The sequence below is a fragment of the Collinsella aerofaciens ATCC 25986 genome, from assembly GCF_010509075.1.
In the GTDB taxonomy this organism is placed as follows: domain Bacteria; phylum Actinomycetota; class Coriobacteriia; order Coriobacteriales; family Coriobacteriaceae; genus Collinsella; species Collinsella aerofaciens.
Genome location: NZ_CP048433.1, coordinates 1,436,670 through 1,459,710 on the forward strand (window position 1 = coordinate 1,436,670; position 23,041 = coordinate 1,459,710).

Genomic DNA, 23,041 nt, shown 5'->3' on the forward strand with positions numbered 1-23,041 from the left:
GAAATCAGCTTTTACCTGCCGTTTTTACCAAAATAGAAAAGCCGGGCTCCCTTATTGGGGAGACCCGGCCATGCGTGTTGAAACCGTGAAGAAGCGCCTTGTTCAGCGTGTGGCAGGCGCCACCCCTACCAATAACTAGCTATTGAGCTTGTTGATGTCATCGTCGGTGATGGTGCCCTCCTGGCTAGACGACGGGCCGTCGCTGTTGTTATCAGAGGCGTCGTCATCGGAGGACTCGGTCTCGTTGGACGTGGAGTCGGATGCCTGCACATTGGCCCCCGAAACGGTCTTGGCGGTAAGGTCATAGGGCATCTGTCCGTACCAGACGCAGTGGACTGCCTCGAGCGTGCCATCGACCGTGATGCCATCGAGGGCATCGCTCACGGCACGGCACAGCTCATCATTAGAGCTAAGACCTGCGACGCCAAGCGTGGAGGGCGCCTCGAGCGTACCGACATAGGAGATCTGGCTCATCAGACGCGCGAGGTAGCCACCAGCCGTGGAATCACAGATCACGTAATCGACCTCGCCCGACTCGAGCGCCTCAAAGCACTCATTGATGTTGGAAAAGGTCTTTTGGTTGGCGGTGATGCTTTGCTTGGCGAGCGCCTCCTGCGAGGCCGAGGAGGTCTGAACGCCCAGGGTAGCGGTGTTAAGCGTTTCGGTGGAAACGCTCAGCGACTCGCCGTCACTGCTCTTGCCGAATACGGCGGCGGCATCGTACAGACAGGTGCCAAGCGAGCTGATGTCGCCGCCCGCAGACTTGATGTCGCCAATGAAGATGTCCGCCTTTTTATCGCTGAGCGCGGAATCGGCCGAGGACGCATCGACAAAGGCGACCTTGAGACCCATGCGGCATGCGAGGGCACGAGCGGCATCGACCGCATAGCCCGTGAGGTTTCCGTCGGCATCCTGCATGGCCTGCGGTGCATCGGACGTATCGAGGGCGACCGTCAGGGTTCCCGGCGTGACCAGGGCATCGTCCGATACCGTGGGGGTAACGGTCTCGCGCTCGATCTGGTCGATCGTGGGCGTCGTGAACGTGGACAGTGGATTGAACGCGCATCCGCTCAGGCCCAAAACGGCAATGACCGCCGCGGCCCCAGCACCTAACCGAGCCGCATGCATCAAGCTGCCCCTCACCATGTCCACTACCCTGCCTTCTGTGTCGTATACGATCCGTGCCCCGCACGGAATATCGGGTTGTTCCCACCAGCTGACCTGGTATTTGACCCCACACTTGCGCACCGGGGCGTTTGCTCGGGAGGCCGCAGCCACCTTCACGACTGGCCCGCTCGCCCGCGAGGCGGTATTGCCCCAAAGAAAGTAGAACGGACGGTGCGGCTTACATCTAGGACGCGCCATGATCGCGCCGCGCGCACGCGGTCGCTTACGTGGATCCCTTTGACCGCGTCTGTCTTGGACTAGGATGGGCATTTCGTCCGTCCGCAACCACAGCCTGGCAGGAACGTAGCGCATTATAGCTAAGTTCAAGCTAAAGTTTAAGGTTAGGGGCGTTATTCGCATCGCGAGTACAGATTTCGCAGGTCAGGACGGATCATTCGTGCCCCCATGAAGCCCGGAGCTCCCCCACGGGGAGCTCCGGGGCACCCGTCTCAGGGTGCCGTGTGCAAAAAACGGCAAATATGAGTACTGTTACCAATTTAGTAGCAGAGTATTACCGCCTCACGAGCCCTTTTTGAGTTCCGCACAGCCTGCTTGGCGCCAAGATATTCCACATTCGTTTACTATCTCTTCGCTGAATCCAGATTTTCGGCCCAAGTTTCTTTGTTTTTGCTGTCACTAATCTAGTAACAGTACTCATATTTGCCGTTTTTTGCACAGAGCATATAAACAGACCCCCTATAAAGCCATAGTTTTACGCTGGCTTGAGCCCAAAGCACGCTCGGAGCGTATTCAGCAGAGCATCTTGCCTCTTTCGGCGAGCCTCTACGCGATTCTGATATCGCTTACCCATACGCTGGTGGATGCGCCATGCGAGCGCTTCCATCGCTTCCATGTCGCAGAGCATTTCGTTGTTGACCGTCGCGACCTCGATTCCCATAGTAATCAAGCCCGTGTTGCGCTTTTCATCATGGATACGTCCCCTCCGAGAGGAATGGCCCAGCTCACCGTTGTATTCCAGGTCAAACCGGGCTGTTTCCTGATACGCATCGCAAACTGCATGCGGCATCCCCGAGATTGCCTGCGCGCGGTCATCGAACTCGATCTTGTAGTCGGTCTTAAAGGGACCGCAGGCAAATCCGCCATAGGAAAACGGAAGCGAAAACAGAGCGAGCATGATGCACTCCATGGGCGAGCGCAGGTTTTCTGACAAGTAGGGACACAGACGCTGCAGTTGTTTGGCCGCATTCCCCTTGCATACCGCGAGGTAATCTGCCAGACGATCGGGCGTCAGCACCGGCTCAACCTCAAAGTAGCCCACGCCTGCTGGCTGGTCCTTGTCCTTTGCAAGTTTATTCGTAACAGGCGAGGTGTAGGGAGGCAGATACTTCCCGCGGTCACTCAGCGAAATCTTAGAGCACAGCTCCTGGGCCAGGGCAAATGCCTGGATACAGCCGACCTCGCGCGCGACGGCTACGCAAAGGGCCTCGGGAGATAGACTGTACACCCCCGGTTCCACCTCTAGAATCGAGCCGGCGGGCAACTCGGAGCATACGGACCAGCTCACGCCAAGAATACGGCGGCGCTGCGCTGCAGACCCTACCAACAAGCACAAATCCTCTTGCACCTCGCCGCTTGCGGCCCCAATCCGCACCAAATCGGGAAGATAGATGTCCTCGGTCGAGGGCGACGACGTGCGCAGCACACGGCGCTCTTCATCGGGATCGAGGTCCCTCCAGCTGATGTAACCCATTTGTCGGCGCTCGGCGCGCATCATGCGCAGCGCCGAGGCGCCGGTCAGGATTACGGAGGCCGCCAGTTGCTCGCTTGTCGGCTCGATGCGTCGCGCCATCTTCACTGCCACAAAACCACCCCTACCAAACGCGTGCGATAGCGAGGCCATCAACGGCCGTGGCACCGGCGCGCTTGAGTTCCGCCGAAGCCGCTGCCATCGTCGCACCCGTGGTGATAACGTCGTCGATAAGCAGCAGGCGCTTGCCCCGCACATCCTCAACCGTCTCGTACATGCCTTGGGCACGCTCGCGGCGCTCCTCACGACCGAGTTCGCGCTGGTCGCCATGCCCGTACTTGACGAGAGCATCGAGCAGGGGAACACCCGACAGCTCGCAAAATGGGCGCGCAATAGCCTCCATATGATCAAAACCACGCCGCCGAAACGCTGCCGCCGTCGCAGGCACAAACACCACCGCATCCGCACCGGACAGCACACCTCCATAGCGATCGGGCGCTACGACCTGGGCATGCAGGGCGGTGTCGTAGAGCAGCTCCGCCAGATACGGAGCCAGACGTCGCTCGTCCGCATCCTTGTACGCTTTAATGATGCGCGGCAGCGGATGCGCATAGACGGCGCACGCCAGGCAGCGGTCGAGCGCCTCCGCCATTGCCGAGGACGTGCCCTCGACCGAACACTCAGTGCACAGCAAATCCCCAAACGGGGCGCCGCATCGGGTGCAGCTATGACGTGGGTCGATGAGCGTGAGCGCAGTCAGGCAGTCTTGGCAAATAAGCGTACCGGCGCGCTCGCAGCCGGCACATCGTGTTGGCGACAATGCCTCGAGCGCCTCGCGTGCCACCCGCTCGGCAAACGGTAGCAATTCGTCCGCAAACGGTAGGGCACCGGCACCCTGCAGACAGCTCAATATGTTCAGATGGCTCTTCAAGACACAACCCTCCCTACGTTCGGTCGCAGGGAGGGTTGTTGATTCGGCGCTATGATACCCCGATGCGCTCGGGGCAAGGCGGGCTAAATCCGCTCGCGGGCGTTATTCGCCGGCAGGCGGTTGTGGTGCGGACGAAGACGGGGTCGAGCCCTCGCCACCATCCTGGCGCGGCTTGCGGGAACGGCGACGGCGACGGCGCTTTTGACCCTGGTCGGCCGAGCCCTCGCCACCGCGCAGCTCGCGCTCGTCACGAGCGGCGCCATGCGAAGCCTTGGCAGCCGCTCCCCCGCCATCTCCGGGACGACGGCGCGTGACCTTGACCTCGCCATCCGAGACCTGATCGGCCACGGAGGGCACTGAAGGCTTCTGCTGCGCGCCCGAGGAATGGCGACGGCGCGGACGCGGCGCGCGCTCCTCCTCGCCACGTGACTTGCCGCCCTTGTCGACAGGCGCATCGGAGGCCGAGGCGCCCTTGGAAGCGGCACCGGCCTCGCGAGCAGCTGCGGCGCGGAAGGCGTCCTCGCGCTCCTCGCTCGACAGATGACGGCGGCGGCGACGTGTGGGGTTCATGCCGCCGCCGCGATTCTGCTGCTGGGGCTGCTGAACCTCGCGCTCGCGAGAGGCGTTCTTGCCTGCGGGAGCAGCCTCGCCGGCATCGCCCGAACCCGAGCGCTTGCGGCGGCGACGTCCACCGGCAGCCTCCTCAGCCTCGGGTACTTCGGCCTTGCCGCGACCCTTACCGCGGCCGCGACCCTCGCCCTGGCTCTGACCGGCACGGGTATCGGCGTCCGCATCGCGACGGCGGCGCTTGGGCATCGACGTGCCCGCCAGACGGTCGGCGCTCGACAGGCCATCGCCCACGTCGACGCCGTTCTCGCGGTCGAGCTCCATAAGCGCCAGGCGCATCTCGGGCGACTCGATGCGCTCGAGCACGTCGCGCGTCACGCAGTCGGGGCGGCAGTTGCAGCCCTGCTCGGCGGCCTTCTTTTTGCAGCCCTCCGAGCACGTCATATCGGCCAGGTTGACCTTAAAGACTTTGCCGTTCTCCAGGCGCAGCACCAGCTGCTCACGCGGCGTGTCATATTCCTGGATACGCGCCTTGCCAAGCGGCGTATCGATGAGCGTCTTCTTTTTGGGCGCACGGCTCTTAAAGTCCTTGTACGCCTCGAACTCATAGCGCAGGCAGCACATCAGGCGGCCGCAAACGCCGCTGATCTTGGACGAGTTGAGCGGCAGGTCTTGCTCTTTTGCCATGCGAATCGAGACGGGCTCAAACTGTCCGCCAAAGCGCGTACAGCAGAGCTCCTGTCCGCACTGGGCATAGCCGCCCACCAGGCGGGTCTCGTCGCGCACGCCTATCTGGCGCATGTCGACGCGAATATGCAGCGTTGAGGACAGGTCCTTGACGAGCTGACGAAAATCGACGCGCTCCTCGGCTGCAAAGTAGAACACGGCCTTCTCGCCGCCAAACAGGTACTCAACGCCGACCGGCTTCATCTCGAGGTCGAGCTCTTTGACCAGACGGCGGAAATCGACCATCGCCTCGTCGCCTTGGATGGCCAAGTCGTCGGCAAGCTGCAGATCGATGTCGCTCGCCACGCGCAGCACGGGCTTGAGCGGCTGACCGATCTCGTCTTGCGGCACCTCGAAGGGATCGGCCGTGACCAGGCCGATCTCGGTTCCGCGCTCGGTGGAGCAGATAGCGTAATCTGCCTCGAGGATATCCAGATCCTGCGGGTCGAACCACAGGTCGCGCGAGGCGTAGGTAAACTTAACGGGTACGACTAACGGCATTTCAGTGCCTTCCTGATATCGAACAGCATGACCTCGATGGCCAGCTGGGGAGTAACGTTTCTGGCGATGTTGCGCTCGGCGGTCGCGACTGCCTCGAGCGCCCGCGTGGCACCCGCAACATTGGTCGCGGCGGCAAGCCGACCGATCGTGTCGCGCACGTCTTCGTTCACCACGTCGGCTGCCTCGTCCTGAAGTGTCAGCAGCACGTCGCGCATGAGCGTCCGCGCGCTCGCCAGCGCTTCCATGATACCCGAACGCTCGCGCGCGTTGAGTTCGCGCTTGTTGCGGTCCTCAAGCTGCTTCAATGCTCCACGCGACAGGTAGTCGGCGTTTTGCTCGAGCACCTTTTCCTGTGTGGACTTGACCTCGGCGAGCGGTGCCTTAACGGCGACAATAAGCGACTTGGCGCGGCTGAGCACATCGGCCTCGTCGGCAGCGATGAGCGAATCGATGGCACGGACCATCTGGCGGCGGGCATCCTGGCGCTCGGCACTCTTAAGGAACTCGATACCGCGCGTGGGGCTTCCCGCCACGGCGACCGCCATGCGGCAACGCGCGAGATCCTGACCCGTCGCGCGACTCACGGCACGCGCGGCCACGGTGGGCGACACCAGCCGAAACGGCACACACTGGCAGCGGCTCACGATGGTGGGCAGCATCACATCTGCCGAGGTGCCCAGCAGGATGAACATGACGCCCTCGGGCGGCTCCTCGAGTGTCTTGAGCAGTGCGTTGGCGGTGTTAGCGCGCAGCTGCTCGGCACGGTCGATGATGTAGACCTTGGCCTTGGCACGGATGGGCGCCAGAGGCACGTCGTCGAGCAGCTCGCGGGTCTGGGCAATGAGGTAGCCCGTGGCGCTCTCGGGCGTGTAATAGTGCACGTCGGGATGCGTGTGCCGCGCAACGCGCACGCAGCTGTCGCATGCGCCGCAGCCGTCCTGCTCGCACAGGAAGGCCTGGGCGAGCGCCCATGCGGCATCGAGCTTGCCGGCGCCGGGAGCGCCCAAAAACAGGTAGGCGTGCGATGCGCGACCGCTGGCGACGGCATTGGTCAAAAAGTCGCGCACGCGCTCTTGGGTGTCGAGCTTGGCCAGCAGGCTTGCCTGAGCGGGGGCCATGTTACTCGGCCTCCTGGGCAAGCGCGGCGGTGACGGCGTCCTGGGAAATGTCGAGACCGTACGCGCGAACCTGCTCGACCGTCTTCGCAAAGACTTCCTCTATGGTCGCGGTGGCATCGATGAGCTTTACGCGGTTTGGCTCCTCGGCGGCAATTGCGCAAAAGCCCTGGTAGACACGCTCTTGGAAGGCCATGCCCTTAGCCTCCATGCGATCTGCCGCACCGCGGTCGGCCATGCGCAGCGCCGCCTGCTCGGGCGTGATGTGATAGACGAGCGTGAGCGCCGGGTGCGTACCCGCGACGGCCAGGTTGTTGGCATCGCGCACCATCTGACGATCGAGGCCATCGGCAAACGCCTGGTAGCAGGTCGTGGAATCGTAGAAGCGATCGCACAGGACCACCTTGCCGGCAGCAAGGGCGGGCGCGATGACCTCGTGCACCAACTGAGCGCGTGCCGCCTCGTAGAGCAGCAACTCGCAGGTGTCGCCCATCGCCGTATTGGCAGGGTCGAGCAGCAGAGCACGGATCTTTTCGCTGATGGCGGTACCGCCCGGCTCGCGCAGGCTCACAACCTGGTAGCCAGCGAGCTCGAGCGCACGGGCAAGCAGGCGTGCCTGCGTGGACTTGCCGGCACCGTCGACGCCCTCGAGCGTGATAAAGCTATGTTGAGCGGGCTCAAAAGCCATGAGCGCAGCCCCTTCCTACAAGGCGCGAAAATGCAAGTTATAGCAACCAAGCCATGATACCCCAGGGGCAGGGGCTAGTGTGGCAGTTAGGAACGTTCCCAAAGTGCCGGCAGAGACGATATGAGCAGGACATAAAAACATTGAGAGCCCCTGCTGCATGAAAGACCGCGGATTAGGCCGACAATGGTGAGTGTCTAATTCAGCCGCGGCGGCCACGCCGCATTCATGGAAGGGGCTCCCATGCTCGATACTACCACCTTCGTCGGCCTCGACGTCCACGCCCGCTCGATAAAGGCAGTCTCCCTCGACGTCATGACCGGGGAGGTGCGCTGCGCGACCTTCGGCTACGACGCCGGGGCAGTCGCGGAGTGGGTGCGGTCCGTGGACCCAAAGGCCAAGTGCGTGTACGAGTCCGGGGTCACGGGGTTCGACCTGCAGAAGAGGCTCTCCGGCCTCGGGGTCGACTGCGTGGTCGGCGCCGTCTCGAAGATGATCAAGCCCAGCGCGGACAGGCGCAGGAAGAACGACCGCAACGACGCCGAGTTCCTCGCCCGCATGCTGTCGGTCGGCAACGTGGTCGAGGTGTGGGTCCCCGACGACGAGTGCGAGGCCGCCCGCGACCTGACCAGGGCGCTCGAGGACGCGAGGGACGACCTCTCGCGCTCGAAGCAGCGGCTCTCCAAGTTCCTGCTCAGGCACGGGCTCGTCTTCGACGAGAGGACGCCCACCGGCCGCAGGAAGGGCAACTGGACCCGGGCGCACTGGTCCTGGATCGAGTCGATAAGGTTCGCGGAGGGGGCCGACAACGAGGCGCTCGCCTACTACGTCGACGCGGTCAGGCGGGCGGCGGAGGACAAGGCGAGGCTCGAGGGGCTCGTCGAGGCCGAGACCCGCAAGCCCAGGTGGAGGAGGAGGGTCGACTCCCTGCGCTGCCTCAAGGGCGTCGACACCGCGACGGCCGCCGACCTCGTGTTCGAGGCCGGCGAGTTCTCGAGGTTCAGGAATGCCCGGTCGTTCGCCGCATGGGTCGGCCTGACGCCCTCCGAGCACTCCATGGATTGGCAACACCTATTTGGACGATTCCGGGAGGGACAGCCCCGCCTCCCTGAACTCGACCGGAGACATGTAGCCCAGCGTCGAGTGGATCCTGAAGTTGTTGTACCAGTGCACGTAGTCCGAGAGCTTGGCCCGGAGCTCGCGCGTCGTGCCGAACGTCTCGCGGTGGACGAGCTCGGCCTTCAGTATCCTGTTGGTCGACTCGTCGACGGCGTTGTCGTAGGGGCAGCCCTTGGCCGACAGCGACCTCTCAATGCCGAAGGCCTCGAGCATCAGGTCGATCTCGGCGTTGTCGAACTCGCTGCCGCGGTCCGTGTGGAAGACCTCGATGTCCGAGATGGGGAAGGAGAGCGTCGCGAACGCCGACTTGACCAGCCGGGCGTCCTTCCTGGGCCCGGCGGAGTGGCCGACGATCTCCCTGTTGTAGAGGTCGACGAGCAGGCAGACGTAGTTCCACGAGGCCCCGACGCGCACGTAGGTCAGGTCGCTGCATATATGGGTGCGCGGCGCCCTGCCGCCGAAGCCGCGCGCGACGACGTTGGGCACGTCGGCCTCGTTGACCGCCCCGGGGTGCACCTTGAACCTCTTCCTGCCGTATGCGCTGACCAGGCCGTTCTCCCTCATGATGCGGCAGACCCGGCGCCGGCTGACGGTGACGCCCGACCTCTCGAGCGACGCCTTTATCTTGCGCGAGCCGTACCGGCCCTTGCTGGCGGCGTGGGCCGCGACCACGGCCGGCGCGGCGGGGTCCGGCGCGGCGGGCCGGTCGGCCCGCGAGCGCATGGAGTAGTACGTCGACCTCGCGACGCCGAGGAGCCTGCACTGCGCTGATATGGGGTAGCGGCCCTCGTTGGCCGCTATGGCCCTCACTTTCGAGCGTATATCAGCGCCGCTTGTTTTAAGACGTCGACCTCCATCCGGAGCCTGCGGTTCTCGCGCTCGAGCTCCAGGATCCGGTTCTGCTCGGGCGTGCGGTTGCACGCGGCGCGCGGCGAGCCGGTCGCGTTTATCGACTTGATCCACCTCTCCACGGTGCTCTTGCCGAGGTCGTACTCGTCCATGATCTCGCGCTTGGGCTTGCCGGCGTTGTAGAGGTCGACTATCTGCCTCTTGAACTCGTCGGTGAAATGCCTCGGGTGCCTGGGGTCCCTCATATACGGCCCTCCCGTCTCCTGCGCCCCTCCCGGAACTGTCCACATCAGTGTAGCCAATCCACCAGCGGGGAGAGCGACCGCAGGGGCGCGATCACCAAGGCGGGCAACAAGCACCTGAGAAAGGCGCTGGTCGAGGCCGCGTGGCACTACCTGACGTGCTCCGCGCGGCCGAAGGAGCCCGCCAGGGGCCAGGCCCCGGACCCGGGCGCCCGCAGGCATGCCGCCAAGGGCGTGCGGAGGCTGGTCGAGAGGCGCGGGACCCTGCTCGCGCGCGGGGTCCACAACAACAAGGCGAACGTCGCCACGGCGCGCGAGCTCGCCTGCTGGGTGTGGGCGGTCGGCCTCATGGCCGAGGAGGCGTAGGGGGGGCGGTCCCCCGCACATAAGCCGATCACCCCGGAAGCGGTTGGATCCGAAGCCGTTGAGGCGAACCTCAGGTCCCTTTTCTGCGAGCGCCCAGGGCGCCACACGCGTGCACAGACTGTCGGTTCGACGTAGAAGCCTCAGCCGTAGCAACGGATTGCCCAGCGAGAGATCGCCACGGGCGGATATTAAACTGCAAAGACGAGCGTCGGGAAGACACGCCGAGGTCGCCGCGGACGGGTTGATATAGGGAGAGGGCCTGACCCCATATCGTTGGGGCCAGGCCCGATTTTGCCTCTTGACAATGTCCTGCTCATATTAAAAGGAACGTCCATTACAGTCGAAATTGTCAGCCCGGGACCGTCTCGGGCTACGATTGAGGCGCGCCCAGAACGGGCCGCCGACCGGGCGCCCGCGCACGGCCGAACGTCCCTGCCCCCGAGAGGGCCTGTTGGGTGCTGCCGGCGCGGGACGCGCCGCCCCCGACGGCTGATAGGAAAGTGCCGGGCAGGCGCCGCGGCTGGTAATGTGAGTGCCGAGGGGGAGGCCATCCGGTCGAACGACTACCGGAAGGATACCACCGTGAAAGCGCCATCCACCAGACCCGCGGCCGTGCTCGGCCTGGACGTCGGCAAGTCGTCGCACTGGGCCTGCCTGATCGACCGCGACGGGGAGGTGCTGGCCAGCGCCCCCGTCCGCAACAGGGAGGCCGAGCTCGACGCGCTGTTCGCCTCCGCGCCCGCCGGCACGCTCGTCGTCGTCGACCAGTTCCGCAACATAGGGTCCCTCGCCGTGAGGCGGGCCCGCGCCGCGGGGCTCGGGGTCGCCCACCTGCCCGGGCTCGCCGCCAGCCGCGCCGCGGGCCTGTTCGCCGGCGAGGCCAAGACCGACGAGCGCGACGCCGCGGTGATCGCGCGGACCGCCCTGGGCGTGCCGGACTCCCTGTCGGGGGTCCCGGGCCGCGGCGAGGCCCTCGAGGCCGCCCGCGCCCTCTCGTCGCAGCGCGACCACGTCGTCGCCTGCGCGACCAGGGATGGATTGGCTACACTGATGTGGACAGTTCCGGGAGGGGCGCAGGAGACGGGAGGGCCGTATATGAGGGACCCCAGGCACCCGAGGCATTTCACCGACGAGTTCAAGAGGCAGATAGTCGACCTCTACAACGCCGGCAAGCCCAAGCGCGAGATCATGGACGAGTACGACCTCGGCAAGAGCACCGTGGAGAGGTGGATCAAGTCGATAAACGCGACCGGCTCGCCGCGCGCCGCGTGCAACCGCACGCCCGAGCAGAACCGGATCCTGGAGCTCGAGCGCGAGAACCGCAGGCTCCGGATGGAGGTCGACGTCTTAAAACAAGCGGCGCTGATATACGCTCGAAAGTGAGGGCCATAGCGGCCAACGAGGGCCGCTACCCCCATATCAGCGCAGTGCAGGCTCCTCGGCGTCGCGAGGTCGACGTACTACTCCATGCGCTCGCGGGCCGACCGGCCCGCCGCGCCGGACCCCGCCGCGCCGGCCGTGGTCGCGGCCCACGCCGCCAGCAAGGGCCGGTACGGCTCGCGCAAGATAAAGGCGTCGCTCGAGAGGTCGGGCGTCACCGTCAGCCGGCGCCGGGTCTGCCGCATCATGAGGGAGAACGGCCTGGTCAGCGCATACGGCAGGAAGAGGTTCAAGGTGCACCCCGGGGCGGTCAACGAGGCCGACGTGCCCAACGTCGTCGCGCGCGGCTTCGGCGGCAGGGCGCCGCGCACCCATATATGCAGCGACCTGACCTACGTGCGCGTCGGGGCCTCGTGGAACTACGTCTGCCTGCTCGTCGACCTCTACAACAGGGAGATCGTCGGCCACTCCGCCGGGCCCAGGAAGGACGCCCGGCTGGTCAAGTCGGCGTTCGCGACGCTCTCCTTCCCCATCTCGGACATCGAGGTCTTCCACACGGACCGCGGCAGCGAGTTCGACAACGCCGAGATCGACCTGATGCTCGAGGCCTTCGGCATTGAGAGGTCGCTGTCGGCCAAGGGCTGCCCCTACGACAACGCCGTCGACGAGTCGACCAACAGGATACTGAAGGCCGAGCTCGTCCACCGCGAGACGTTCGGCACGACGCGCGAGCTCCGGGCCAAGCTCTCGGACTACGTGCACTGGTACAACAACTTCAGGATCCACTCGACGCTGGGCTACATGTCTCCGGTCGAGTTCAGGGAGGCGGGGCTGTCCCTCCCGGAATCGTCCAAATAGGTGTTGCCAATCCATCGAGGCCGAGAACAGGCAGGTCAGGTTCCTGGCCGCCCGGATATCGGAGGCCCTCGACGAGGCCGGGGCCCTCGAGGCCGAGACGGCGGCGCTGCTCGAGGGCGACGAGACCTACGCGTGTCTGCTCACCGTGCCCGGCATCGGCCCGAGGACCGCGGCGCAGCTCGCGGTGTCGGTCGACATCGGGAGGTTCCCTGTTAGCGTCAATCTATTTTTCACCAGTTTCGCTAAACAGGCGTGCCGTTCGCGCAAAGGCGGTTTCACCGGTTGCGCTAACGTATTTTCACCGATTCCGGTCACGGCTTGACGGGACCGTCCCTCGGCAGGTCCTTCAGCCTGTAGGACCTGCCCGTTATCTTGACCAGGTGGCAGTGGTGGCACACCCTGTCCGCGATCGCGCTCGCCGCCACGTCGTCCCCGAACACCCTGCCCCAGCCGCTGATCCCCACGTTGGTGGTGATGATCGTCGAGCGCTGCTCGTAGCGCGTCGATATCAGCTGGAACAGCAGGTCCGCGCCCGCGCTACCGACGTCGAGGTAGCCGAGCTCGTCGATGATCAGCAGCCTCGAGTGGGCGTAGTACTTGAGCCTCTTCTTGAGGATGCCGCGCGACGAGGCGTCCTCCAGGTCCTCGACGAGCCGGGCGCAGTCCACGAACCTGACCTCGCGCCCCGCCCTGACCGCCTCGATGCCCAGCGCGACGGCGAGGTGCGTCTTGCCCACGCCGGGGCTCCCCACGAACAGGACGTTCTCGGCCCGCTCGACGAACCTCAGGGTCGCGAGCTCCTCGATCTCGGCGCGCGGGACCGACGGCTGGAAGTCCCAGTCGAAGTCCGCCAGCCCCCTTGACGTAGGGGAACCCCGACGACCGTATGCGCTGGCTGGTAATCCTGACCTCCCGGGCGGCGACCTCGACGCGCGTCATCTCCTCGAGGGCGGAGGCGAAGCCCCGCTCGCCCGCGGCGACCATCCTCACGTAGTCGGGCAGGGACGCCGCCATCTCGTGCAGCCCGAGCGCGGAGAGGTTCGCCTGCGCCCTGATCGAGGGGCTACCCTCCGCGACGGCGCCCATCACGCCCCTCCGAGCGAGTCGAGCAGCGCGAGGTTGGCGCGCGCGGCCTCGGCGATGTCCGCGTCGGCCAGGCCGCGCTTCCCCTCGAGGGCCTGCCCATAGTGGTCGGGGTCGTAGTTGATGGGCCTCGACGGCCCGGACGCGGCGTCGTGGACGGCGACCTCCTCGCCGGCCATCCTCACCACGACCTGGCCGCCGGGCATCGCTATGACGCTCACGCGCCGGCCGATGCAGCGCCTGGGCACGGACCACTCCCTGCCGGCGGCCCTGACGAGCATGGTCGGCGGGACGGTCTGGACGCTCACGTCGCCCACCATCGACTCGAGGAGACGGAGGTTCCCGATGGGTCGCAGGCTCTCCTTCTCCCGCATGAACAGCGCGTCAGGCGGCAGGCCGGTGGTGCGGTTCGGCTCCGAGTTTGCCTGGGCCTCGATCCGGGCCACCGCCTCGGCGAGGCCGCTCCACCCGGTGAACTCGCCGCCGTAGGCGAGCAGGCGGTTCAGGAAGCGGTTGGCCGACTCGTCCTTGCCCTTGGTCTGCGGCGAGCGCGGCGCGCAGAGCCTGAGCTCGAAGCCGGCCTCCCGCGCGAACCGCCACGCCCTCTCCTGCCTGGTCCTCCTGCGGCCCGAGACGGTCACCAGGCACGACATGTTGTCCGTGATGCACTCCTCCGGGACGCCGCCGAGGCGGGTGAAGGTGGCGAGCAGGCAGGACAGCAGGTCGTCGAGCGTGCGGCTCCTGACCGGTATGAAGCGGTGCTTCCGGGAATAGCCGAGCGTCGCGGTGAACACGCTGAACTCGAAGACCTCGCCCTCCGAGTCGACGAGCCTCATGCCCTCCTTCCAGTCGAACTGCAGCTGCCTGCCCGGGGGCGTCTCGAACCGCGGGTGCGGCTCGCGGCCGCCCACACCCCCGAAGGGCACGTCGCGGCCCCGGCACCATGCGGTGAAGGCGCCGTACCCGGGCAGCCCCTCCCCGCGGCCCTCGCGCAGGAACGCGTACACGGCCATCTTGGTCATCCCGGGCAGCTGGGCCTTCGCGCGGATCACCTCCTCGAGCGGGTCGAAGGCGCTGCCCCTCGCGGACCTCCCGTCGGCGGCGGCCTCGCCCTCCCGCCAGTACTTGGCGACCGTGTGCCGGTCCATGCCGTGCCTCCTCGCGATCTCGCTGAAGTTCGGCTTCGCGCCGGACCCCCTGTAGACGTTCAGCTCTCCCATTACGTTTCGCTCCATATCCCGCTCCTCCCGGGTCGGATACCCGATCGGAGCATAGTTCCGTTAGCGCAGTTGGTGAAAGTACGTTAGCGGGGTCGGCGAAAGCGCGTTAGCGCATTCGGCGAGATGCGTTTGCGAAAGTGGTTAATTTTAGATTAGCGCTAACAGTTCCCGGACCACGACCACCTGGCCTCGTACTGCGGCATAGCCCCGAGGGTGAGGAGCTCCGGCACGTCGGTGAGGTCGGTCAGGGCGTCCAGGCGCGGCGACGCGAGGCTCAAGTCCCTGCTGATCTTCTCGTGCAACAGCCTGGTGAGGTCCTCGGGGCGCTACGGCGAGTACTACCGGGCCTGCAGGGCGCGGGGCATGGGGCACGGGCGGGCGCTCAAGGCCGTCGCGAGGAAGCGGCTCAGGGCGATATACGCCGTGATGCGCGACCGGGTGCCCTACCGGGAGTAGCCCCGACGGTTGACAAAACTATAGGAACACCCAACTGCCGACCCTCTAAGTTGCGGTGAAATAGGGACTAGATACGCCTTCTAACAGCAAATACAATCCCTATTTCACCGCAAGTTAGGAGTGGGCGCGGGCGTTGATGGCGAAGGAAATGTCGCGCTCGAGGGCTAGGGCCTGCTCGCGTTCGAGGTCTTGGGTGAGGATTGCCAGCACGTAAGGGCGCTCGGCGTAGACGATTGCGGCATCGTGCTGAGCATTCGCCAGGCTGCCCGTTTTGTGCGCGACCAAAACGCCGCCGGGAACGCCTTCGACAATACCGCGCGCGTCTTCCTGCGCCAGCAGATATCCGCGCGCTCGCTCGCATAGCTCGGGCGTCGCGATTGTCCCTGCCGCCAGCCGTTGCAACACAGCCGCAGCATCACGGGCGCTCGTATAGTTCTCGCGACCTTGTGCCTGGGCCTCGGTGTCCATCATCAAACGAGCGAGCACGGTCTGGGTCAGCCCCAATGCGGCACACGTTTCGTTGACCGTATCCATGCCAAGCCTGCCGATAACAAGGTTCGCTGCCACGTTATCGCTCTGGGCGATCATAGCGTGCAGCAGCTCGTCAATACCGTACGACACACCCGCGCCGCGCGACTGAATGTTGCCGCTGCCACCCACGATATCCTGTTGCGTTACCGTTATCTGCTCGTCGAGGGACAGCTCGCCCGCCGTCACGGTCTCGAGCGCACAAGCGAGAATGGGAAGCTTGATGATGCTTGCCGCCACACGTCGCGCGTCCGGCGCTACAGCGACTTCACCATCGAGCGACGCGAACGTTTGTGGATCAAGCGCCACAGCATAGACCGAGGTAGACCCATCATACGGCTCGACAAGGGCTTCGATATCTTGCTGAAGGCCGGCAATCCAAGAAGCACAGGCGACAGCTTCCGTCTTTTGAGCGGACGGATGATTCGCTTTTTGTTTGACAGGGACAGCGGAGCCCTCAGCCTCGTTGCGGCGCGCGGCACAACCGCCGAGACTCATCACCGAGGCAAGCGCTCCGGTCAACATCCCGGCACAAAACACTCGACGCGAGCAATCGCGCGCAGTAAGGGGTGCATCCCCCGGCGGGAACCGGAACGCCTCCACGTTGTCGCCGCCACCCCGACCTTGCTCGCCGCAGTACACAGACTCACTCCCCACCATCGCATTCTACTGAGCCGTCGATAAACGGCCGCGCCGGACACCCAGCATGCCGCACTCATTTGTGACGCATGCGACAGGGCTTGCGCGACATGATCATCCTCACATAACCAGTTGGGTCGGCGCGGCCCAACCGCACCTGAACCACCTTATAATCTAGCCAGCACATCGAGTGGAAGGAACCATCATGCCCCGGTTTTGTACCCATTGCGGCAAGCTTCTGAAAGACGACGAGCGCTTCTGCACCAGCTGCGGAACGCCGGTAACCGATGATGGCCAGGCCTCTCAGTCGCAAGAGGATGCGCAGGCAGCCGTGACCGTACAGTCCGCCCATCAGCCCGCGCCCGCTCCCCAGCCGGAAGCTGGCGCGACGCAGCAATGGGCGACGCCAGCCGGCTCCGCGCCGCAGCAACCCATACCGACCGCCGCTCCGCAGGCCGGTGCTCCCGCTGCGCCCAAAAACAACAACGCTCTGTTTATCGGCATCATCGCCGCGCTAATCGTCGTGATTATCGCGCTCGTCGTGTTCTTTATGATCAAGCCTTTCGACAAGGGCACCGATGATACCAAGGGCACGACGATCGAGAAGGTCAAGATCGACCACGATAACGACGATGCGTCCGTCAAGGGCGACCCCAACAAGCTTGACGATAATGACGATGACGCCCACGATGCCACCACCATCAGCGAGCAGAACGTCTACGACCAGCTGAGCTCCTACTACAGCAGGCTCTCCGATCTTGATCAGCAGGTTCGCGACTGCGCTACCACGTTCAACACGTACTATCTCAAGGATGACCGCAGCTCGCGCCAATCTGCCAGCGATACCGCCGAGGCGCTCGAGGATCAGATCGGCGACCTGAAGGACGAGGTCGAGGACCTGGACGTTCCCATCGACTCGCAGAATTACAGCTCGTGGAAAGATATCATCACGCTCTATGACGACCTGGAGAATCGCATCGACGTGATTTGCGACGCTTGGGAGATCAGCCTTGAGTACTCCAGCCCCGCCAACCACAAGGACGAGATCGTGGCGCCGCTGGCGCGCGACAACGTAGCGGGCACCAACGACAACAAATACCGTCTGGACTTTGAGGACCGCTACCCCGGCGCCGCACCCGTCGAGGTGAAGTAATCCCAACAACTGATCAAAACTTGCGGTGAAATAGGGATTAATTAGGCCTTTTGCCAGCAAAAACAGTCCCTATTTCACCGCAACTTAGAAGTGGGGCCGGGCACGCATTTGCATTTGCGCGCCCGGCCCCGCCGTGTCTATATGTGCTCGGTTACTTGTCGGCAGCGGTCTTTTTGGTAGTCGACTTCTTGGCAGTCGTCTTTTTGGCCGTCGTCTTCTTGGCAGCAGTCTTCTTTGCTGCCGTGGTCTTCTTCGCCGCGCTCGCCTTGGTCGTGGTCTTGCGGCCGCGGGCGGGCTTCTTCTCCTTGGTCGGGCAGTCCATGTTCACGCAGATGCGCCACGGGCCGCGCGCGGTGTTGACCACCACGATGGGGGCGCCGCACTCGGGGCAGGTCTCGCCCGTCGCCTCGAGCTTGCCACGCGCCGGCAGCGGATAGCTCACGCCGCAGTCGTCATAGTTGGTGCAGCGGATAAAGCGCTTGCCGCTCTTCTCGCTCTTGTGTGCGATCAGGTCGCCATGGCGTCCTGCCTCGGCGCACACCTTGCACTCGCCCACCTTAAGGTCGGGCTCGTAGTTGGTGGGGCATGTGGGGTTCACGCAAATCTCGAAAGCCTTTTGGCGGAACGGCTGGCACTTAATGCGCGGCGCACCGCATTCGGGGCACACAGCAGCCTCGCCCTCGAGCGGGCTCACCTTGACGCCGCTCGGCACCGGATAGGTCACATCGCAGTCGGGCCAGCCCATGCAGCCGATAAAGCTGCCGCGGGTCTTGGCGCTCGTCTTCATAACCAAGTCCTTGCCGCACTTGGGGCAGGCGCCCACGCGCGCATCGGCCGTGACGGCGTCGCTGATAGCATCGCCCAGTTCCTGCGTATGCTTGAGCAGCTCGTCGAGCACACCGGCCAGCAGCGCGCGCGAGTGCGTCACGACATGCTCTTCGGTGTCCTCGCCGCGCTCCACGCGGGTCATGTCGCCGTCGAGCTCGCTGGTCATATCGGGGCTCGTGATGCGCGGGGCAAACTGCGACAGTGCATCGATGATGGCGATGCCCAGCTGGCTCGGCTCCACGGGATCGTTTTTGAGATAGCGCACGGCGTACAGGCGCTCGATGATGCTCGCGCGCGTGGACTTGGTGCCCAGGCCGCGCTTTTCCATCTCCTGCACGAGCTTGCCCTGGCTGTAGCGTGCGGGCGGCTCGGTCTGCTTGGCCTCGAGCTTAATGTCGAACACGTCGACCGCATCGCCCTGCTCCAGCGGCGGCATCTGCTCGTCGCGCTTGAGTCCATACGGATACGCCTCACGGAAACCCGGGGTCACGAGCACATCGCCCGAAGCCACGAACGGCTCACCATTGACGTCGAGCTCGAGCTTGGTGTTCTCGATGGTCGCGGGACCCATGAGCGTTGCCAGGAAGCGACGGGCGATGAGGTCGTAGAGCTTGCGCTGGCCACCGTCGAGCGCGGACGGATCGCCCTCGCCCGTGGGATAGATAGGCGGGTGGTCGGTGGTTTCGACTTTGCCGCGCGTGGGCTTCATGGGGCCGGCGAGCACCTTTTTGCACACGGGCGCCAGCGCCGGGTTGATCTTTGCAAGGTCGCTCACCACGGCGCCCAGATCGAGCGTCGCAGGGTACACGGTATTGTCGACACGCGGGTAGCTGATGAGACCGGCCATGTAGAGGGACTCGGCGATGCGCATGGTACGCGCAGGTGAGATGCCCTCGGCTGCGGCGGCAGCCTGCAGCGAGGTGGTCGCAAACGGCGTGGGCGGCTGCTGCTTGCGCGAACGCTTGGTCACCGCGGCGACGGTTGCCGTCGCAACGCCGTCAACGTGGCCGTACGCCGCCTCAGCAGCATCCTTGTCGGTAAAGCGCGCCGTCTTGTGCGCAATCTTAAAGCGGTCGTCCTCGGCAGCACCCTGTGCGGCGCCCATGCCGCGGATCTGCCAATAGTCCTCGGGCACAAACGCCATGCGCTCGCGCTCGCGCTCGACCACCAGGGCAAGCGTCGGCGTCTGCACACGGCCGGCAGAGCGCACGTTACCAAAGCCGCCAAACTTGGCGAGCGTCAGGTAGCGCGTGAGCACCGCACCCCAAATGAGGTCGATGTGCTGGCGGCTCTCGCCGGCGTCGGCCAGATTCTGGTCGAGCGAGACGAGATTATCGAAGGCCTGCGTGATCTCGGCCTTGGTAAACGAAGAATACTGGGCGCGGGCGACCGGCAGGTCGGGCGCAACCTCGCGCACCTTGTTGAGGGCGTCCGAACCGATCAGCTCGCCCTCGCGATCGAAGTCCGTGGCGATGATGACACTGTCGGACTTCTTGGCGAGGTTCTTGAGCGAACGAATGAGTTCCTTCTCGGCCGGTAGCTTAATGACGGGCGCCCAGGTGAGGTAAGGCAGGCTCTCGAGTTTCCAGCCCTTGATTGAGATGCCATCGGCAAGAAACGGCTTGCGCTTGGTGTCGTAGGGCGGACGCGCCAGGCCATCGGGTATGTCGGCCGGCAGCATCTCGCCGTCCTCGGTGACCGAATACCAGCCCAGCTTTTTATCGAACAGCACGCTGTCGCAAAAATCGGGCGCTAGGATGTGACCGGCAAGGCCGATGGTCACGCACTCCTCGCCCTTCCACTCAAAACGGTAGATGGCGGTGTTGTACACCTTGTCCTTTTTGGGCTTGCCCGTGGACAGACGCTCGGCAATCTGACGCGCGGCGTCGTTTTTCTCGGCGATGATGAGCTTCAAAAGAGGCTCCTATCTCGTATCTCTGCGGCTACGCCCGCCCGTATGGCGGCCGACTTACGCCCTTGCTTGCTCAATCTGCCCGATGAGCCAATCGCACCAGGCATCCATGCCCTCGCCCTTGCGCGCGCTCACGGCAAACCGCGGCGCCTGCGGATTGAGGTCATCGAGTGTCTTAGTATACCTATCCATGTCAAAATCGAAAGCCGGGGCCACATCGACCTTGTTGAGCAGCTGCGCGCCGGCGTGCTGAAAGATGCCCGGGTACTTGATGGGCTTGTCGTCGCCCTCGGGCACCGAGAGAATCATGATGGACAGGTTTTCGCCCAGGTCAAAGTCGACTGGGCAGACCAGGTTACCCACGTTTTCGATAAAGATGACGTCGATGTTTTCCAGACCCACGGCCTGGTCGAACGCGTCAACGGCCTCCATGATCATGTTGCCCTCAAGGTGGCACAGGCCGCCCGTGTTGATCTGGATGGCAGGCATGCCGGCTTCCTTCATGGTGATGGCGTCGACGTCCGAGGCGATATCGCCTTCGATGACGGCGCAGCGCAAGCCGGCCTTGTCGCGCAGGCGCTCGTTGGTGCCCAGAATCGTTGTTGTCTTACCCGAGCCGGGGCTCGACAAGACGTTGATCACGTAGGTGTTTGTCTCATTAAATCGCTGACGCAGCTGATCTGCCAGGCGCTCGTTGCGCGACAGGATCGGCGACGCGATATCAATCGTTTTCTCGGCCATACTCGGCGCTCCTTACTTCTACCATTTATACCCCGTCCCCAGGTTGCTGGCGGGCTAATCGTCGGGGGTCTCGATCTCGATACTTGCGATGTCGAGTTCGCGGCCGTGCAGCAGACGCACGTTGGAGCCGCCACACTGGGGACAGCGACAATGGAAACGGTCGTGATCAAAGACCTCGCCGCAGTCCAGGCACTCGCTTTGTGGATGGACCTCCTCCACGGCAAGCTCGCAGCCGCGCGTGAGCGGGTCCTCGTCGCGAAACGCCTCCCAGGCAAAGTCGAGCGCCTCGCGCACGACCTCGGTCATATCCCCGATACGCAGCGTTACCAAAACGGCGCGCGAGGCCCCCGCCCCACGCGCCGCGCGAATCACTGTATCGAGTATGCCGTTGACAATGCCAACCTCGTGCATACCGATTTACTCCTCGTCGTCCTCATCGTCCGAGAACAGGTCCAGACGACTCACAAACAGGCCCTCCTTGCCCTCGCGCGCGGTAATGACCACACGGGCGATGGCGAGCGAAATCTCGTAGAGCGAGAGCAGGGCGCCATACATGAGACCCAGCGTAACGGGCGAGCCGTCGGGCGTGATCACAGCCGAACCCACGAGCAGGCCAACGTATACATAACGCCAGGCACCGCGGAAAGCAGCGTAGGACACGATGTGGAAGACGGACAGATAGAAGATGATGAGCGGCAGCTCAAACGCCACGCCAAAGCCGATCATAAAGAGCAGCTCCATGTTGACGTAGTTCTCCAGATCGGGCAGTGCCGTAGCGACGGCCGAGGTCTCGCCGATGAGCCACTCAAAGCCCGCAGGAATGATGATGAAGTAGCAGAAGATGGCACCCAGGAAGAACAGCACCGTCGAGGCGAGCACCGTGGGCACGACCCACTTGCGCTCGTTGGGGCGAAGCGCCGGCAGGAAAAACGCCAGAATCTGCCAGATGATCATGGGCGTGCACATGACCACGGCCATCTTGATGGCCAGCGAGAAGCGCAAGCCAAAGCCGCCGAGCGTGGTAGTGATGTAGAACTTACCGTCCGGCACAAAGGAGCGGATGGGATCTTCCAGGATGTCGAGCACCACAGGCGTGGCGAAATACAGCACGATAGCGGCGGCGAACACCGACACGACCACGATGGTCAGGCGGCGACGGAGCTCTCCCAGGTGATCGAAGAGCGGCATACGCGCAGGTCCGATAGGCATTACTCATCGCCTCCCTTCGGGGCGTCGGCGGCAGCGGCGTCGTCCTCGGCCTCGAGCTCGCGAGCGAGCTGGTCGACGACAGCCTTGCGCTTACGGGGACGACGGGCGTAGAGGTCAGCTGTCGTGGGCTCTGCCGGCTCGGGCTCGGGCTCCGGCTCTGCAGCAGGCTCGGGCTCGGCTGCGGCAGCAGCAGCGGCGGCAGGCTCTGCACCCTTGGCCTCCTCGGCAATACCTTCGTCCTCGGTGGCACCCTCGCTCGCAGCCTTCTCGGCGGCAAGGCGGGCACGGCGCTCGGCAAAGGTCTCCTTCTTTGCGGGCGCGACCGTCTCGACGGCATCATCGTCCGCATCGGAATCGTCATCGACGGCAGCCTTCTTGGGCTTGACCGGAGCCGAAGCAGCCTCGCTTACCGGATCGATGATCTCGGACTGAACAACGGCCGTCATCTTTTCCTGCGTCTCGCGGAACTGACGGATGGCACGGCCGATCGTGCGGCCCATCTGCGGGAGCTTATCCGGGCCAAACAGCAAAAAGCCGAAGACCACGATGATTGCCAGCTCACCCTCTCCAATACCAAACACACATACCTCCAAGGCTCGATGTGAGTCGAGCCCGCACCGCGCCATTCGGCCGGAACTCGTCTATTCATTCGGTCAAGTATAGCGCCCGGACGCCAAAACGTCCGAGCGCATCACAAACATATGCCAAACGGCACGCCCTTTTGGGGGCAAAGATTATGCCGCCGTGATCGAAATCTCCTGGTCGACGCCCAGCAGCTGAACCACGCGCATCACCTGGGGCTGCACATTAGTGCAGCTAAAGCGCTTACCGTGGTCGACCGCGTGGTGCGCGGCGCCCACGAGCACGCCAATGCCCGTCGAATCGATGTAGCTCACCTGGGCAAAATCGAGCTCAACGGCCTCGGTGGGCTGCTCGAGCGCCAAGTCGATGGCGTTGCGCAGACTATCGGCATTGGAGATATCAATCTCGCCGGTTACCTTAATGGTATAGAGCTCTGGCGTGGGGTTGGTGGAAATACCCAAATCCATGTATACGCT

Annotated in this window: 18 protein-coding genes and 4 pseudogenes; 6 read left to right on the forward strand and 16 right to left on the reverse strand. The window is 64.2% G+C overall.

All coding sequences use genetic code 11. The features are described from left to right. Nucleotides 1-135 precede the first annotated feature (135 nt). From GXM19_RS06565 to tmk, 6 genes are all read right to left on the reverse strand, one after another. Nucleotides 136-1,146: a substrate-binding periplasmic protein gene (locus tag GXM19_RS06565; RefSeq protein ID WP_230317467.1), complete on the reverse strand. Its 1,011-nt coding sequence runs from the start codon at nt 1,144-1,146 to the stop codon at nt 136-138. A gap of 733 nt (nt 1,147-1,879) precedes the next feature. Continuing rightward, nucleotides 1,880-2,989, reverse strand: coding sequence for a hypothetical protein (locus tag GXM19_RS06570; protein WP_040360081.1), 1,110 nt, complete (start codon nt 2,987-2,989; stop codon nt 1,880-1,882). 10 nt (nt 2,990-2,999) lie between these two features. Beyond that, nucleotides 3,000-3,806 (reverse strand): ComF family protein, encoded by an 807-nt coding sequence (locus tag GXM19_RS06575; RefSeq protein WP_239057601.1) that lies wholly within the window; start codon nt 3,804-3,806, stop codon nt 3,000-3,002. Nucleotides 3,807-3,908: 102 nt separating this feature from the next. After that, the gene (locus GXM19_RS06580; RefSeq protein ID WP_006236244.1) at nt 3,909-5,600 is read right to left on the reverse strand and encodes a PSP1 domain-containing protein; all 1,692 of its coding nucleotides are present in this window, start codon (nt 5,598-5,600) and stop codon (nt 3,909-3,911) included. Beyond that, nucleotides 5,591-6,718 (reverse strand): DNA polymerase III subunit, encoded by a 1,128-nt coding sequence (locus tag GXM19_RS06585; protein WP_006236243.1) that lies wholly within the window; start codon nt 6,716-6,718, stop codon nt 5,591-5,593. Before GXM19_RS06585 ends, GXM19_RS06580 begins: the two co-directional genes overlap by 10 nt. 1 nt (nt 6,719) lies before the next feature. After that, nucleotides 6,720-7,403 (reverse strand): dTMP kinase, encoded by a 684-nt coding sequence (gene tmk, locus GXM19_RS06590; RefSeq protein WP_006236242.1) that lies wholly within the window; start codon nt 7,401-7,403, stop codon nt 6,720-6,722. Between the two features lie 240 nt (nt 7,404-7,643). Between tmk and GXM19_RS06595 the strand changes: the two are divergent. Further along, nucleotides 7,644-8,444 (forward strand): annotated as a pseudogene (locus tag GXM19_RS06595) (IS110 family RNA-guided transposase); the annotation flags it as partial. Nucleotides 8,445-8,471: 27 nt separating this feature from the next. On the opposite strand, the gene GXM19_RS06600 reads toward GXM19_RS06595, so the two are convergent. Beyond that, nucleotides 8,472-9,613, reverse strand: a protein-coding gene (locus tag GXM19_RS06600; RefSeq protein ID WP_370448105.1) for an IS3 family transposase whose coding sequence is annotated in 2 segments (ribosomal slippage) — nt 8,472-9,355 and nt 9,355-9,613 — 1,143 coding nt in all. Because the reading frame shifts where the segments join, the coding sequence is not laid out codon by codon here. Here GXM19_RS06600 and GXM19_RS06610 point away from each other — a divergent pair. The 3 genes and pseudogenes from GXM19_RS06610 (at nt 9,587) to GXM19_RS06620 (ending at nt 12,214) form a co-directional block, all read left to right on the forward strand. Further along, entirely contained in the window at nt 9,587-9,976 is a 390-nt protein-coding gene (locus tag GXM19_RS06610) for a transposase (protein ID WP_239057602.1), read from the forward strand. The genes GXM19_RS06600 and GXM19_RS06610 overlap by 27 nt on opposite strands. A gap of 675 nt (nt 9,977-10,651) precedes the next feature. Continuing rightward, nucleotides 10,652-10,948, forward strand: a pseudogene (locus GXM19_RS11295) (IS110 family transposase); the annotation flags it as partial. Between the two features lie 123 nt (nt 10,949-11,071). Continuing rightward, a pseudogene (locus GXM19_RS06620) lies at nt 11,072-12,214 on the forward strand (IS3 family transposase). 311 nt (nt 12,215-12,525) lie between these two features. Here the strand turns inward: GXM19_RS06620 and istB are convergent. Both istB and istA read right to left on the reverse strand, forming a co-directional pair. After that, entirely contained in the window at nt 12,526-13,068 is a 543-nt protein-coding gene (gene istB / locus GXM19_RS06625; protein WP_239057671.1) for an IS21-like element helper ATPase IstB, read from the reverse strand. A gap of 231 nt (nt 13,069-13,299) precedes the next feature. Then, complete coding sequence (gene istA / locus GXM19_RS06630; protein WP_006234496.1) at nt 13,300-14,532, reverse strand: IS21 family transposase; 1,233 nt, start codon at nt 14,530-14,532, stop codon at nt 13,300-13,302. 159 nt (nt 14,533-14,691) lie between these two features. On the opposite strand from istA, the pseudogene GXM19_RS06635 reads away from it, so the two are divergent. Continuing rightward, nucleotides 14,692-14,973, forward strand: a pseudogene (locus tag GXM19_RS06635) (transposase); the annotation flags it as partial. Between the two features lie 114 nt (nt 14,974-15,087). On the opposite strand, the gene GXM19_RS06640 reads toward GXM19_RS06635, so the two are convergent. Next, a complete protein-coding gene (locus GXM19_RS06640; RefSeq protein ID WP_187367068.1) occupies nt 15,088-15,999 on the reverse strand; it encodes a serine hydrolase in 912 nt (303 codons plus the stop codon). A 346-nt stretch (nt 16,000-16,345) separates the two neighbouring features. On the opposite strand from GXM19_RS06640, the gene GXM19_RS06645 reads away from it, so the two are divergent. Next, a complete protein-coding gene (locus tag GXM19_RS06645) occupies nt 16,346-17,293 on the forward strand; it encodes a zinc-ribbon domain-containing protein (protein ID WP_006235938.1) in 948 nt (315 codons plus the stop codon). Between the two features lie 151 nt (nt 17,294-17,444). Here GXM19_RS06645 and GXM19_RS06650 read toward each other — a convergent pair whose 3' ends face one another. From GXM19_RS06650 to GXM19_RS06675, 6 genes are all read right to left on the reverse strand, one after another. Next, a complete protein-coding gene (locus GXM19_RS06650; RefSeq protein WP_040359782.1) occupies nt 17,445-20,036 on the reverse strand; it encodes a DNA topoisomerase I in 2,592 nt (863 codons plus the stop codon). A 54-nt stretch (nt 20,037-20,090) separates the two neighbouring features. After that, a complete protein-coding gene (hypB, locus tag GXM19_RS06655) occupies nt 20,091-20,774 on the reverse strand; it encodes a hydrogenase nickel incorporation protein HypB (protein WP_006235936.1) in 684 nt (227 codons plus the stop codon). Between the two features lie 54 nt (nt 20,775-20,828). Continuing rightward, nucleotides 20,829-21,185 carry a hydrogenase maturation nickel metallochaperone HypA/HybF gene (locus GXM19_RS06660; RefSeq protein WP_006235935.1) on the reverse strand — a complete coding sequence of 119 codons (357 nt, stop codon included), beginning with the start codon at nt 21,183-21,185 and terminating at the stop codon, nt 20,829-20,831. A 6-nt stretch (nt 21,186-21,191) separates the two neighbouring features. After that, the gene (gene tatC / locus GXM19_RS06665; RefSeq protein WP_022093860.1) at nt 21,192-21,983 is read right to left on the reverse strand and encodes a twin-arginine translocase subunit TatC; all 792 of its coding nucleotides are present in this window, start codon (nt 21,981-21,983) and stop codon (nt 21,192-21,194) included. Then, on the reverse strand, nt 21,983-22,564 hold the full coding sequence (locus GXM19_RS06670) for a twin-arginine translocase TatA/TatE family subunit (protein ID WP_040359780.1): 582 nt from the start codon (nt 22,562-22,564) through the stop codon (nt 21,983-21,985). The genes tatC and GXM19_RS06670 overlap by 1 nt, the downstream gene beginning before the upstream one ends. Nucleotides 22,565-22,717: 153 nt before the next feature. Then, the gene (locus GXM19_RS06675) at nt 22,718-23,032 is read right to left on the reverse strand and encodes an STAS domain-containing protein (protein WP_006235932.1); all 315 of its coding nucleotides are present in this window, start codon (nt 23,030-23,032) and stop codon (nt 22,718-22,720) included. Nucleotides 23,033-23,041 lie beyond the last annotated feature (9 nt).